Here is a 12321-nt window from a genome sequence, read left to right as displayed (position 1 = left end):
AAATGCAACTAAACCGCTGATATTGGTGCATTAGCGTCATATTTACTGCAAATGAACTAATTTTTCTTTAACTAAACTAAAATTGCCGAATTGCTTCTTTTAGATCGTGCCCAACGTGCAAACCCTCGATCCTCGAACGATTATGCTGATGACGACCCTGATGTGCGGGGCGATGAGCATCGTCATGTTCTCGGTGTATCGCAGTTTCCGGCGCGAGGTGCATGGCCTGGGGCATTGGGCGGCCGGCTTGCTGCTGCTGGTGTGCGCGTCTCTGCTGTTCGGCACCCGCGAGGTGCTGCCGCCCGCATTGTCCATGATTGCGGCCAATGCGGCCCTGGTGGCCGGCATCGGCCTGTCGATGCTGGGCACGGAGAAATTCTTTGGCCTGGCGCCCAGTCGCCGCGCCTATCTGTTGATACTTGTCCTGGCCATCGCCGGCAATAGCTGGTGGCTGCTGGTGCGCCCCGATTTCTCCGCGCGCGTGGCGCTCTTCTCCCTGCTGGTCTTCCTGTTCTATGCGCGCCAGGTGCAACTGGTGTGGCGCCATGGCGAGCGCCATTTCTCGAGTTTTTTCTTTGGCGCGCTGATGCTGCTGCAAGCTGGCGTGGTGCTGGCGCGCGGCGTGTCGGCGTTGCTGCATGGTGGCGCCAGCGTGAACCTGGCGGTGGCCGCCACCCCGGCCGGCATCTATCTGGCGGTCGCCAATTTCATGGCGCTGCTGCTGACGGTGGGCTTCATGACGGTGGCGACGCGCCGCCTGCAGCAGATACTGGAGCGCCGCTCGACCCATGATCCGCTCACGCAGGTGCTGAACCGGCGCGGCTTTGGCGATGCCTATGCGCGCGAGATGGATAATCTGCGGCGCCGCCGTTTGCCGTTGACACTGCTCAGCATCGACCTCGATTACTTCAAATCGATCAATGACCGCTACGGTCACGCGGTGGGCGACCAGGTGCTGGCGCATGTGGCCACTGTTATCAAAGGCGCCTTGCGTGAATCGGATTGCGTGGCGCGTTTCGGCGGCGAGGAGTTCGTCGTGCTGATGCCGGATATGCCTGTGCATAATGCCTTGGGCGTGGCCGAACGCATCCGCGCCTTGCTGCGCGAGTCCAGTCATGCGGGACTGCCTTCGTGTACCGTCAGCATCGGCGTCGCTTGCCAGGCATCGGTGGTGGAGGGGCTGGAAGAATTGCTGTCGCGCGCCGATGCGGCCCTGTACCTGGCCAAGGAGCGGGGACGCGACCGCATCGAGCTCGATGCTGCCGCGATTACTGCGGACCGGACAAGGTCCGCAGCTGGAACCGGTACTGCTCGTTGAAGAGGAAGGTTTCGGAGAAATCGAAAGTTTTGGCGTGGCGGCGCATCAGGTGTCCCGCCGGCGGAAAGAGCACTTGCACGCGCCGCACGGCGGCCAGCGCCGCGGCCGATGCATCGCTGTCGCGCGAACGGTGGACATGCACGCTTTTCAGCTCGCCGTCCGGGCCCACGCTCAGGTCGAGCACGACGATGGCCGGCAGCATGGGCGGCAGGCGCCCGCTGAACGTGTATGCGCCATTGGCCGCCATGATCTGCTGCGCCACCAGTGCCTTGTAGGCGTCGATGTTGGCCGCGAGCTGTAGCGCGGCTGGCGTGCGAGGGGCCGCGGCCGTGCTCGTGGGCGCCGCTGGCGGGGACGCAGTCTTGCAAGCCGACAGCAGGACGGCGGCAGCAAGGACGGTGATTGCGTGTCTCATGGCTGCCAGCCTACCATGGTTTAACTGAACAGGCGTTCCAGCTCCACGCCGGGGTCGGGCGCGCGCATGAACGCTTCGCCCACGAGGAAGCTGTGGATGTGCGCATCGCGCATGCGTTGGACGTCGGCCGTGCCGTGGATGCCCGATTCCGTGATGATCAATTTGTCTTGCGGGATGCGCGGCAACAGCTTGATGGTCGTGTCGAGCGAGGTTTCGAAGGTGCGCAGGTTGCGGTTGTTGATGCCGATCAACGCGCTCTTGAGTTTCAATGCCGCCGTCAGTTCTTCGCCGTCGTGGCTTTCGATCAGCACGCCCATGCCCAGTTCGTGGGCGCACGCTTCCATTTCCGCCATCAGGCCATGGTCGAGCGCCGCGACGATCAGCAGGATGCAGTCGGCGCCCATGGCGCGCGCTTCGTAGATCTGGTACATGTCGACCATGAAATCCTTGCGCAGCACGGGGATGGCGCAGGCGGCGCGCGCCTGCTGCAGATACGCCACGGATCCCTGGAAGAACTGCTCGTCCGTCAGCACGGACAGGCAGGCCGCGCCATGCGCCGCATAGCTGGCGGCGATGTCAGCCGGGCGGAAGTCGGTGCGGATCACGCCTTTCGACGGCGAGGCCTTTTTCACTTCGGCGATGATGCCGGGCTTGCCGGCGGCGATGTGCTGGCGCAGGCTCGCTTCAAAGCCGCGCAGGCCGGCGCGCAGGGCGCTGTCGCTTTCCACGTCGCCGCGCAGGCTGGCCAGGCTGCGGTGGGCTTTGGCCTTGGCCACTTCATCGGCTTTCACGGCCAGGATTTTATCGAGTATGTCGGACATGATGGTCGCTATTCTATAAAGGAGGGCAGGGCGTTTACGCTTGCGCCGGGGTGCCCAGCTGCTGCGTGACCTGCACGAATTGAGCGAGTTTCGCCAGCGCGGCGCCCGAGCTGACGGCGGTGCGCGCGCGCGCCAGGCCATCTTCGATCGAGCTGGCCACGCCGGCCGCGTACAGCGCCGTGCCCGCGTTCAGGGCCACGATGTCGGCGGCCGCACCGGGTTCGCCGCGCAGCGCTTCCATCATCTTGGCCTTCGATTCGACGGAATCGGCCACCTTCAGGTTGCGGCTGGCGATCATCGACATGCCGAAATCTTCGGGATGGATTTCATATTCGCGGATCTCGCCGTTGATCAATTCACCGACCATGGTGGCCGCGCCCAGCGATACTTCATCCATGTTGTCGCGGCCATACACGACGATGGCATGCTGCGCGCCCAGGCGCTGCAGCACGCGCACCTGAATGCCGACCAGGTCGGCGTGGAATACGCCCATCAGAATGTTCGGCGCGCCGGCGGGATTGGTCAGCGGACCGAGGATATTGAAGATCGTGCGCACGCCCAGCTCCTTGCGCACGGGCGCCGCATGCTTCATGGCCGCATGGTGGTTGGGCGCGTACATGAAGCCGATGCCCGTTTGCGCGATCGACTGGGCGATCTGCTCGGGCTGCAGGTTGATGTTGACGCCCAGGGAGTCCAGCACGTCGGCGCTGCCGGACGAGGACGAGACGCTGCGCCCGCCGTGCTTGGCCACGCGCGCGCCGGCGGCCGCCGCCACGAACATCGAGGCGGTGGAAATATTGAACGTGTGCGCGCCGTCGCCGCCCGTGCCGACGATGTCGAGCAGGTTGGTGGTGTCGGCCATGGGCACCTTGGTGGAAAACTCGCGCATCACTTGCGCGGCGGCGGCGATTTCGCCGATGGTTTCCTTCTTCACGCGCAAGCCCATGGTGAGGGCTGCGATCATGGTGGGGGACATTTCGCCGGACATGATCTGGCGGAACAGGTACAGCATTTCGTCGTGAAAGATCTCGCGGTGTTCGATGCAGCGCAGCAGGGCTTCTTGTGGGGTGATCGGCATGATGCTTCCTTCTTCAATGATGGCGCAGGAGGACACTGATGGCACGCCGGGGCGTGCGCATGGGATCAGCGCTCGAGGAAATTCTTCAGCAGGGCGTGGCCGTGTTCCGAGAGGATCGATTCGGGGTGGAACTGCACCCCCTCGATATCGTATTCCCGGTGGCGCACGCCCATGATTTCGCCGTCGTCCGTCCACGCCGTCACTTCCAGGCAGGAAGGCAGCGAGGCGCGTTCGATCGCCAAAGAGTGGTAGCGGATCACTGTGAAGGGGCTGGGGATGTCCTTGAAGACGCCCACGCCCGTATGCGCGATGAGGGAAGTTTTGCCATGCATGACCTGCTTGGCGCGGATGACCTTGCCGCCAAACGCATCGCCGATGGCCTGGTGGCCCAGGCACACGCCGAGGATAGGCTTCTTGCCGGCGAAGTGTTTCAGTACTTCCACCGAAATGCCCGCCTGTGCCGGTGCTTTCGGGCCAGGCGAGATGCAGATGCGGTCCGGGTTCAGCGCCTCGATCTGTTCGATCGTGATTTCATCGTTGCGGTAGACCCGCACGTCTTCGCCCAGTTCACCGAAATACTGCACGATGTTGTAGGTGAAGGAGTCGTAGTTGTCGATCATCAGCAGCATCTTAAAACCCTCCATCCAGGCCATCTTGCACTTGTTCGGCGGCGCGCAGCACGGCGCGCGCCTTGTTTTCTGTTTCCTGCCATTCCATTTCGGGGATGGAGTCGGCCACGATGCCGGCCGCGGCTTGGACGTACAGCATGCCGTCCTTGACCACGCCCGTGCGGATGGCGATCGCCACATCCATTTCACCGCCAAACGACAGGTAGCCGCAGGCGCCGCCATAGATGCCGCGCTTGGTGATTTCCAGTTCGTCGATCACTTCCATGGCGCGCACTTTCGGCGCGCCCGTCAGGGTGCCGGCGGGGAAGGTCGCGCGCAGCACGTCCAGGTTCGACAGGCCCTCCTTGAGGGTGCCTTCCACGTTCGAGACGATGTGCTGCACATGCGAATACTTTTCGATGACCATGCGGTCGGTGACTTGCACGCTGCCCGTTTCCGCGATGCGGCCGATGTCGTTGCGCGCCAGGTCGATCAGCATTACGTGCTCGGCGATCTCTTTCGGATCGGCCAGCAGTTCGGCCGACAGTTCGGCGTCGCGCTCTGGCGTGGCGCCGCGCGGACGCGTGCCGGCAATCGGACGCAAGGTAACTTTCTTGCCGCCGTCCGCCGTCTTCTCGTTGCGCACCAGGATTTCCGGCGAGGCGCCGATGATCTGCATGTCACCGAAATTATAGAAGTACATATACGGCGATGGATTGAGCGAACGCAAGGCGCGGTACAGGGTCAGCGGTGAATCGACATACGGCTTGCGGATGCGCTGGCCGATCTGCACCTGCATCAGGTCGCCCGCCATCACGTATTCATGCGCCTTGGCGACCGCCTTCAGGTAGTCTTCCTTGGAAAAGTCGCGGATGGTTTCCGTGCGCACGGAAGCGCTGGTGACGGGGGCATCGACGCCGCGGCGCAGCATCATGCGCAAGTCCTTCAGGCGCTGCTGTGCTTTCGAAAACGATTCGGGCTGCGTCGTGTCGGCGTAGACGATCAGGTACAGCTTGCCGGACAGGTTGTCGATGACGGCCAGTTCTTCCGTCACCATCAGCTGGATGTCGGGCAGCTTCAAGTCATCTTTCGGCGCGCCGCCGGCCAGCTTTTTCTCGATGTGGCGCACGGTGTCGTAGCCGAAGTAGCCGGCCAGGCCGCCGCAGAAGCGCGGCATGCCGGGGCGCAGGGCGACCTTGAAGCGCGACTGGTACTGTTCGATGAAGTCGAGCGGATTGCCTTCGTGTTCTTCGATCACGCTGCCGTTCTTGACGATTTCGGTGCGTTTGCCGTAGCTGCGCAACACGGTCGTGGCGGGCAAGCCGATGAAGGAATAGCGGCCGAAGCGTTCGCCGCCGACGACGGATTCGAGCAGGAAGGTGTTCTTGCCACCTTGTTGGGCCTGCGCCAGTTTCAGGTACAGGGTGAGCGGGGTTTCCAGGTCGGCGAACGCTTCCGCGATCAGGGGGATGCGGTTGTAGCCTTGCTGGGCCAGCGATTTGAATTCGAGTTCGGTCATGTTTCTCTCCATGCCGTCAGGGTATGAGTGTGCATAGTGCACAAACCCTGCGGTGGGTTATCAAAAAACTTGCCGGTACATGCAACATGCGCAAGATGCGCAAAGGACGCGTGTGCAGCCGGCAGCAATCGTAACGGCTCGGCCCTTAGGCCTGCCAGGATTGCCAGCGTCGCCAAAGCCAGGCCTCAATCGAGCCGGTTTGGGTGACATTGTGTTTTTTGATGAGAAACGTGTTCACGATATGGTGTTGGGTTTGGTCAGTATGCCGCTTAGTTTTGCATGCCAATAAAACGGGCTGCTTCGAGCAGTGTCTTTACTATACCATCGGAATCGGTATCGTGTATAGAGTGTCCGTGATTGTAGCCATACGGTACCGTCAGTACGGGGCAAGCCGCAGCCCTGGCCGCTTGCGCGTCATTCGACGAGTCGCCGATGGCCACCACTTTGGCGGGGGGCAGGCCGAAGTCCGCACACACTTGCAGCAGCGGCATGGGGTGCGGTTTTTTCTGCGGCAGCGAATCGCCGCCGTAGACGATCTCGAAATAGCCATCGAGTTTTTTCTGCTGCAGCAGGGGCAGGGCGAAGGCGATCGGCTTGTTGGTGACGCAGGCCAGGCGCAAGCCCGCCGCCTTCATGGCCGCCAGCCCCGCTTCCACGTCCGGGTACAGGGTGCTGTACTGGCCATTGATGGCCAGGTAGTGGCGCTGATAGCCCTCCATCGCCTGTTCGAAACGCTGTTCCACGCCGGCCGCATCGAAGTCGAGCGCCAGCACGGTGCGGATCAGGTTTTCCGAGCCTTTGCCCACCATCAGCTTGATGGCGTCGGCGCTGATGGGGGGCAAGTCCAGTTCGGCGCGCATGCCGTTGATGGCGACATGGAAATCGGGCACGGTGTCGAGCATCGTGCCATCGAGGTCGATGATGGCGGCGCGCACGCCGGCCAGTACGTGGTCTTTCACCGTGCCCGCTTGCATCAGGCGCCCTTTACCGCTGCCAGCTCGGCGCGCATGGCGTCGATGACGGCCTTGTAGTCCGGCTTGCCGAAGATGGCCGAGCCGGCGACAAAGGTGTCGGCGCCGGCGGCGGCGGCGGCGGCGATGTTGTCGATCTTGATGCCGCCATCGACTTCCAGCATGATGTCACGGCCCGATTCGTCGATCATGCGGCGCGCTTCGGCGATTTTCTTCAGCGCCTGCGGAATGAAGGACTGGCCGCCGAAGCCCGGATTGACCGACATGATCAGGATGATGTCGATCTTGTCCATCACGTGCTCCAGGTAGTGCAGCGGGGTGCCCGGGTTGAAAACCAGGCCCGATTTGCAGCCGTTGTCGCGGATCAGCTGCAAGGAACGGTCGACGTGATCCGACGCTTCCGGGTGGAAGGTGATGATGTTCGCGCCAGCCTTGGCGAAATCCGGGATAATGCGATCGACAGGCTTGACCATCAGATGCACGTCGATCGGTACTTGCACGTGCGGGCGGATCGCTTCGCACACCAGCGGGCCGATGGTCAGGTTCGGCACATAATGGTTATCCATCACGTCGAAGTGGATGATGTCGGCGCCGGCGGTAACGACGTTGCGCACTTCCTCGCCCAGGCGGGCAAAGTCGGCTGACAGGATGCTGGGAGCGATACGGAATGTTGTCATGGTGGCTAAAGGCTCAGAGTAGAAAATGCGAAGATGCGCTATTTTACGCTTGACGCCGTTACCATGCTTTATTGAAATACAGAATATGCGCCGCGCAGTGGCCGCTGAGCCACGCGCGACATTCATGACTACTGAAGGGATGACGATGTCGACTTATGAATTTACGGTAACGGTCAAGACGCAGTACCTGCCCGAGCAATCGGCACCCGACCAGGGGCGGCACGTGTTCAGCTACACGATTCGCGTGGTCAACAGTGGCACTGTTGGCGCGCAACTGATTTCGCGCCACTGGGTCATCACCGATGCGGACAACAAGGTGGAAGAGGTACGCGGCCTGGGCGCCGTTGGCCACCAGCCGCTGCTGCAGCCGGGCGAACAGTTCGAATACACGAGCGGAACCATGCTGGCCACGCCGCAAGGCTCGATGCACGGCGAGTACTTTTGCGTGGCCGAAGATGGCCATCAGTTCGAAGCTTTGATTCCCGAGTTCGTGCTGTCGGTGCCGCGTACCTTGCATTAAGGAAACGCCGGGGGGGCTTGCCCCCTTACTTCAGTTTTTCGGTGCTGTCCTGTTCTTCACTGAGCTGCTCGTGCGCCGGCGGTGCGGGTTTTTTACCCGAATACATGGTCCACCAGACTATAAATGCCAGCAAGAAGAACGCCACCAGCGCCTCTATCATCAAGATCCACATACGCACCCCTATGTTATTTACCCGCAGCTTAGTATTTACCCGCCGTCTGTTGACACGCGGTAGTCTACCCGTTTCAATCGGCGCCGTCGCGCTTGCACTTTCCGCCTGTACCACGCCGCCTGCGCCGCCCGCTGCCAGCGGCAAGGCGCCGCCCATCGCGCCGACCGTCGTCAAGCCGGTGCCGGCCAAGCCCGCCGATGCCAAGGATGCCACGGATGTGGCGGCGCCCACCTTCGTGCCTGCCAAGTTTGCCGCCTTGCCCGGCTGGGCGCGCGACGACATGCGCGCCGCCTGGCCCGCCTTCATGGCTTCGTGCGGCGTGCTGGTGAAACGTCCGGACTGGAAGGAATCGTGCACGATTGCGCGTCAGGTGAATGCGGACAGCGACAAGGCCATCCGCCTGTTTTTCGAGACCTTCTTTGTGCCAAATCAAGTCATTACCGCTGATGGCGCCAATACTGGATTGGTGACCGGCTACTATGAGCCGTTGCTGCACGGGGCGCGCAAGCGCGGCGGTCCGTACCAGACGCCGCTGTACAAGGTGCCCGACGATCTCGTTTCAGTGGACTTGTCCGGCGTGTATCCGGAATTGAAAAACATGCGCCTGCGGGGCAAGCTGGTCGGCAAGAAGGTGATCCCGTACGCCACGCGCGCCGACATCGAGCGCGCCACGTCCGTGACGGGCAAGGAATTGCTGTGGGTGGATGACGAAGTCGAGGCGTTCTTCCTGCAAGTGCAGGGTTCCGGTCGCGTGCAGCTGACCGATACGCAGGAAACCGTGCGCGTGGCGTATGCGGATCAAAACGGCCATCCGTATAAATCGATCGGCCGCTACCTGGTCGACAAGGGCGAACTGACCCTGAGCCAGGCGTCCGCGCAGGGCATCAAGGCGTGGATCGCCGGCCACCCGACGCGCAAGGATGAATTGTTCAATGCCAATCCCAGTTATGTCTTCTTCAAGGAGGAGCGCCTGCCCGACCCGAAAGTAGGTCCGAAGGGCGCGCTGGGCGTGCCGTTGACACCGCAGCGTTCGGTGGCCATCGATTCGCGCTTCCTGCCGTTGGGCGCGCCCGTGTTCCTGTCCACCACGCAAGCCAATAGCGAGATTCCCATGCAGCGCCTGGTGATGGCGCAAGATACGGGCGGCGCCATTCGCGGGCCTATCCGTGTCGATTACTTCTTTGGTTTTGGCGCGGAAGCGGCCGAGAATGCGGGCCGCATGAAGCAGAGCGGCGCCGTGTGGGTGTTGTTGCCGAAGCAGGCGCCGGCGCGCTGAGTTGCTGCGCGCGACGCCGGGGTAGCTATGGTCTGGCTTAACGCAGAACCATGACGGGCAAGTGTGTATGCGCCAGCACTTTTTGCGTTTCGCTGCCCACGAACAGCTTGTTCAAGCCCTTGCGGCCATGCGAGGCCATCAGGATGATGTCGCAATGATAGGTTTGCGCCGCGTTGACGATTTCTTCGTGGGGGCTCGGCGAGACTGCTACCACGCCTTCGAAGGGCACGCCGACGGCGCGTGCCGCTTCGCCGATCTTGTCGATGGCGCGTTGCGAGGCTTCCTGCATTTGTTGTTCATACAGGCTGGCGTCGAGCACGATGCCGCCGTCGGCCATCGGCGAGAATGGGAAAGGCTGCACCACGCTGATGGCGACAAGCTTGGCCTTGTTCAATTGGGCGAAGGCGAGGGCGGTCTCGGCGGCTTTGTCGGACAGCGGCGAGCCGTCGGTGGGAAATAAGATGGCGTTAAACATGGCGTACTCCTCAAGTGATGTCAGACAGCTTATGGATTTACATCAATTAAAACCTTGATGTAAATCAAACCTCGCAGGCTTTGGCAGAAATAGTGTCGCCAAAGCAATCTTTTGTCAGTGTATGCCCATTCATCGCTTCAGGTGCGCACACTACGCAGCGGCGTGCCCCACACCATGGCGACCGTCAACAGGATACTGCCTGCCGCGATGCAGGCCAGACCATTGCGCACGCCAAAGTGTTCCGCCACCCAGCCGGCGGCCAGCGCACCCAGCGGCGCCGTCGCCACCGTCAGGAAGCGCATGGTGGAAGTCATCCTGCCCAGCATGGGATCGGGCGTGACCTTCTGGCGCAAGCCCAGGTAGGGAATAAAGAACAGCATCACGCCGCAATCGAAAAAGAACATCAATATGGCATAAGCGACGGCGCTGGCGGCCGCGCTGCCGAACAGCGCTGCCGGAATCGCTGGCGTCAGGGCAAAGCACACGGAGGTGGATGCCAGGCCGATCAGGATGGTGCGGCCGGCGCCGTAGCGCTTCGTCAGCGGCTTGACGATGAAGGCGCTGAGCAAGACGCCGGCGCCGCCCAGCATCTGCGTCATGCCCAGCACGCCAGGGCTCATGCCCAGGTCGCGCGTGGCGAACAGCACCGTCAAGGCCATGCTGGCGTAAAACAGGAAGTGCCAGATGCCGGCGCCCCAGGCCAGCGCGCGCAGCAGCGGTTCGCGCCAGACGAACAGCAAGCCGTCGGCGATGTCGCGCAGGGCGTGCTTGTCGGAGGGAGCCGGGCGTGGGTCGCGCACGCTCATGGCGCGCAGATTGAAGACGGAAATCAGATAGCCGCAAGCCGTACACAGGATCGCGACGGGCGCCGACAGCACTTGCACCAGCACGCCGGCCAGGCCGGGACCGATCAGGCGCGAAGCCGATTCGGTGGCGGCAAATTTTGATTGCGCATCGATCAAGCCGTCACGTCCCACCAAAAAGGTCAAAAAGACCTGTTCGGCGCCGCCGCCGACGACGAAGCCCGTGCCGATGACGAATCCCACTATATATAACCATGGCATCGACAGTACGCCGCACCAGTAAGCGACGGCCACACTGGCCAGGGCCAGGCCGGACATGCTTTCGCTGAACAGCATGATTGGGTGCTTGCTGCGCCGGTCCAGCAGCACGCCGACGGGCAAGCCGAAGAGGGCAAACGGCAGCGCCTGCAGGGCGACCAGCACGCCCATCTGTTCCGGCGTCGCATGCAATAACAATACCGCGCACAGGGGCAGGGCCAGCGAGGTGATCTGGGCGCCGAAGCAATTGAGGCCGTTGCTGAACCACAGGCGGCGAAAATTGACGCTGGCTGCGCTACCGTCGCCGCGCAGGTGGCGGGCGCAATACTGGAAGAGGGAGGAGAAAATACGCTGCTCGATAAAGGTGACCGGGCTCACAATAATAGCAGCGCACCTGCCGCGCCGCTGCCGTTAGCCGCTACAATCGTTGCACCGTTCATCGAGAGGAGACACTATGCAATACGAAGACCTGATCATCGACATCCAGGATAAAGTAGCACTGATACGCCTGAACCGCCCGAAGGCGCTTAATGCATTGAACGACAATATGATGAATGAGCTGGGCGATGCCTTGCTCAAATTCGATGCGGACGAGAATATCGGCTGTATCGTGCTCACGGGCAGCGAAAAAGCGTTTGCCGCCGGCGCCGATATCGCGGCCATGGCCGACTACACTTATCCCGATACCTTTACCCAGGGTTACATCAGCCGCAACTGGGAGCATATCTTGCGCGTGCGCAAACCCGTGGTGGGCGCCGTGGCCGGTTATGCGCTCGGTGGCGGCTGCGAATTGGCCATGATGTGCGATTTCCTGATCGCCGCCGACAGCGCCAAATTTGGCCAGCCGGAAATCAAGGTCGGCGTCACGCCGGGCGCGGGCGGTACGCAGCGTCTGCCGCGTGCCATCGGCAAGGCCAAGGCCATGGATCTGCTGCTGACGGCGCGCACCATCGATGCCGCCGAGGCGGAGCGCATCGGCCTGGTGTCGCGCGTGGTACCGGCCGATAAGTTGCTGGAAGAAACCTTGGCTGCCGCCAAGACCATCGCCGCCATGCCGACTTCGGTTGCCATGATGATCAAGGATTGCGTCAACCGCGCCTTTGAAACGACCCTGACTGATGGCGTCGCCTACGAGCGCCGTTTGTTCCAGGCCGCCTTCGGTACGCCTGCACAAAAAGAAGGCATGCATGCTTTCCTGGAAAAGCGCTTGCCAAACTTCGACGGTCTTTGATATGATTCGCCTCCCCGATGAGACGCAGTGGTTTTAGCGAAACAGAGGGAGCCGGATGCAGTGGCAAACGGCAAAAAAGAAGGTTGACGAATTGGCCGAAACGCTTCATACTCTTCCTTCTTCGCAGCTGACAAACACAACGCTTTGTCGATAGCGCGAAAGCAGTAACCGAATACAGT

At 61.9% G+C, this 12321-nt stretch carries 14 protein-coding genes; 4 read left to right on the top strand and 10 right to left on the bottom strand.

Annotated features, from left to right (window positions below; all coding sequences use genetic code 11):
- The first annotated feature begins 142 nt into the window (after positions 1 to 142).
- Complete coding sequence (locus AC07X6_RS25680; RefSeq protein ID WP_494792822.1) at positions 143 to 1318, top strand: GGDEF domain-containing protein; 1176 nt, start codon at positions 143 to 145, stop codon at positions 1316 to 1318.
- Here AC07X6_RS25680 and AC07X6_RS25675 read toward each other — a convergent pair.
- The 7 genes from AC07X6_RS25675 to rpe all read right to left on the bottom strand — a co-directional run bounded on the left by AC07X6_RS25675 (position 1269) and on the right by rpe (position 7407).
- Positions 1269 to 1733: a hypothetical protein gene (locus AC07X6_RS25675; protein ID WP_494792821.1), complete on the bottom strand. Its 465-nt coding sequence runs from the start codon at positions 1731 to 1733 to the stop codon at positions 1269 to 1271. The two genes, AC07X6_RS25680 and AC07X6_RS25675, sit on opposite strands and share 50 nt — an antisense overlap.
- Before the next feature lie 20 nt (positions 1734 to 1753).
- Positions 1754 to 2554 (bottom strand): indole-3-glycerol phosphate synthase TrpC, encoded by an 801-nt coding sequence (gene trpC / locus AC07X6_RS25670; RefSeq protein ID WP_494792820.1) that lies wholly within the window; start codon positions 2552 to 2554, stop codon positions 1754 to 1756.
- 34 nt (positions 2555 to 2588) lie between these two features.
- Positions 2589 to 3632 (bottom strand): anthranilate phosphoribosyltransferase, encoded by a 1044-nt coding sequence (gene trpD / locus AC07X6_RS25665; RefSeq protein WP_230541425.1) that lies wholly within the window; start codon positions 3630 to 3632, stop codon positions 2589 to 2591.
- 65 nt (positions 3633 to 3697) lie between these two features.
- On the bottom strand, positions 3698 to 4261 hold the full coding sequence (locus AC07X6_RS25660) for an aminodeoxychorismate/anthranilate synthase component II (protein ID WP_086145601.1): 564 nt from the start codon (positions 4259 to 4261) through the stop codon (positions 3698 to 3700).
- A gap of 1 nt (position 4262) precedes the next feature.
- A complete protein-coding gene (trpE, locus tag AC07X6_RS25655) occupies positions 4263 to 5759 on the bottom strand; it encodes an anthranilate synthase component I (RefSeq protein WP_494792819.1) in 1497 nt (498 codons plus the stop codon).
- 269 nt (positions 5760 to 6028) lie between these two features.
- Complete coding sequence (locus tag AC07X6_RS25650) at positions 6029 to 6733, bottom strand: phosphoglycolate phosphatase (protein WP_230541427.1); 705 nt, start codon at positions 6731 to 6733, stop codon at positions 6029 to 6031.
- Entirely contained in the window at positions 6733 to 7407 is a 675-nt protein-coding gene (rpe, locus tag AC07X6_RS25645; RefSeq protein ID WP_034753544.1) for a ribulose-phosphate 3-epimerase, read from the bottom strand. The genes AC07X6_RS25650 and rpe overlap by 1 nt, the downstream gene beginning before the upstream one ends.
- 145 nt (positions 7408 to 7552) lie before the next feature.
- Here rpe and apaG point away from each other — a divergent pair, with 145 nt between their 5' ends.
- A complete protein-coding gene (apaG, locus tag AC07X6_RS25640) occupies positions 7553 to 7927 on the top strand; it encodes a Co2+/Mg2+ efflux facilitator ApaG/CorD (protein ID WP_494792818.1) in 375 nt (124 codons plus the stop codon).
- A 25-nt stretch (positions 7928 to 7952) separates the two neighbouring features.
- On the opposite strand, the gene AC07X6_RS25635 is transcribed toward apaG, so the two are convergent.
- The gene (locus AC07X6_RS25635) at positions 7953 to 8099 is read right to left on the bottom strand and encodes a hypothetical protein (RefSeq protein ID WP_230541429.1); all 147 of its coding nucleotides are present in this window, start codon (positions 8097 to 8099) and stop codon (positions 7953 to 7955) included.
- A 10-nt stretch (positions 8100 to 8109) separates the two neighbouring features.
- On the opposite strand from AC07X6_RS25635, the gene mltA reads away from it, so the two are divergent.
- Positions 8110 to 9375: a murein transglycosylase A gene (gene mltA, locus AC07X6_RS25630; RefSeq protein ID WP_494792817.1), complete on the top strand. Its 1266-nt coding sequence runs from the start codon at positions 8110 to 8112 to the stop codon at positions 9373 to 9375.
- A 37-nt stretch (positions 9376 to 9412) separates the two neighbouring features.
- Here the strand turns inward: mltA and AC07X6_RS25625 are convergent, their stop codons facing one another.
- Positions 9413 to 9850, bottom strand: coding sequence for a universal stress protein (locus AC07X6_RS25625; RefSeq protein WP_230541431.1), 438 nt, complete (start codon positions 9848 to 9850; stop codon positions 9413 to 9415).
- A gap of 137 nt (positions 9851 to 9987) precedes the next feature.
- A complete protein-coding gene (locus tag AC07X6_RS25620; protein WP_494792816.1) occupies positions 9988 to 11289 on the bottom strand; it encodes an MFS transporter in 1302 nt (433 codons plus the stop codon).
- Positions 11290 to 11365: 76 nt separating this feature from the next.
- Between AC07X6_RS25620 and AC07X6_RS25615 the strand changes: the two genes are divergently transcribed.
- Entirely contained in the window at positions 11366 to 12142 is a 777-nt protein-coding gene (locus AC07X6_RS25615) for an enoyl-CoA hydratase (RefSeq protein WP_230541433.1), read from the top strand.
- Positions 12143 to 12321: the final 179 nt, after the last annotated feature.

This window comes from Janthinobacterium sp. GW460-12-1-14-LB5, assembly GCF_059423585.1.
Note: the sequence above shows the minus strand (reverse complement) of the source record. Positions and strands in the feature narration are given on the sequence as shown.

What these genes read in the sequence shown, in the direction of transcription:
- AC07X6_RS25675 (WP_494792821.1), bottom strand. Translation starts at nt 1,733, where the DNA reads ATGAGACACGCAATCACCGTCCTTGCTGCCGCCGTCCTGCTGTCGGCT.
- AC07X6_RS25660 (WP_086145601.1), bottom strand. Translation starts at nt 4,261, where the DNA reads ATGCTGCTGATGATCGACAACTACGACTCCTTCACCTACAACATCGTG.
- AC07X6_RS25680 (WP_494792822.1), top strand. Translation starts at nt 143, where the DNA reads ATGCTGATGACGACCCTGATGTGCGGGGCGATGAGCATCGTCATGTTC.
- trpC (WP_494792820.1), bottom strand. Translation starts at nt 2,554, where the DNA reads ATGTCCGACATACTCGATAAAATCCTGGCCGTGAAAGCCGATGAAGTG.
- AC07X6_RS25625 (WP_230541431.1), bottom strand. Translation starts at nt 9,850, where the DNA reads ATGTTTAACGCCATCTTATTTCCCACCGACGGCTCGCCGCTGTCCGAC.
- AC07X6_RS25635 (WP_230541429.1), bottom strand. Translation starts at nt 8,099, where the DNA reads ATGTGGATCTTGATGATAGAGGCGCTGGTGGCGTTCTTCTTGCTGGCA.
- trpD (WP_230541425.1), bottom strand. Translation starts at nt 3,632, where the DNA reads ATGCCGATCACCCCACAAGAAGCCCTGCTGCGCTGCATCGAACACCGC.
- apaG (WP_494792818.1), top strand. Translation starts at nt 7,553, where the DNA reads ATGTCGACTTATGAATTTACGGTAACGGTCAAGACGCAGTACCTGCCC.
- mltA (WP_494792817.1), top strand. Translation starts at nt 8,110, where the DNA reads ATGTTATTTACCCGCAGCTTAGTATTTACCCGCCGTCTGTTGACACGC.
- rpe (WP_034753544.1), bottom strand. Translation starts at nt 7,407, where the DNA reads ATGACAACATTCCGTATCGCTCCCAGCATCCTGTCAGCCGACTTTGCC.
- AC07X6_RS25650 (WP_230541427.1), bottom strand. Translation starts at nt 6,733, where the DNA reads ATGCAAGCGGGCACGGTGAAAGACCACGTACTGGCCGGCGTGCGCGCC.
- trpE (WP_494792819.1), bottom strand. Translation starts at nt 5,759, where the DNA reads ATGACCGAACTCGAATTCAAATCGCTGGCCCAGCAAGGCTACAACCGC.
- AC07X6_RS25615 (WP_230541433.1), top strand. Translation starts at nt 11,366, where the DNA reads ATGCAATACGAAGACCTGATCATCGACATCCAGGATAAAGTAGCACTG.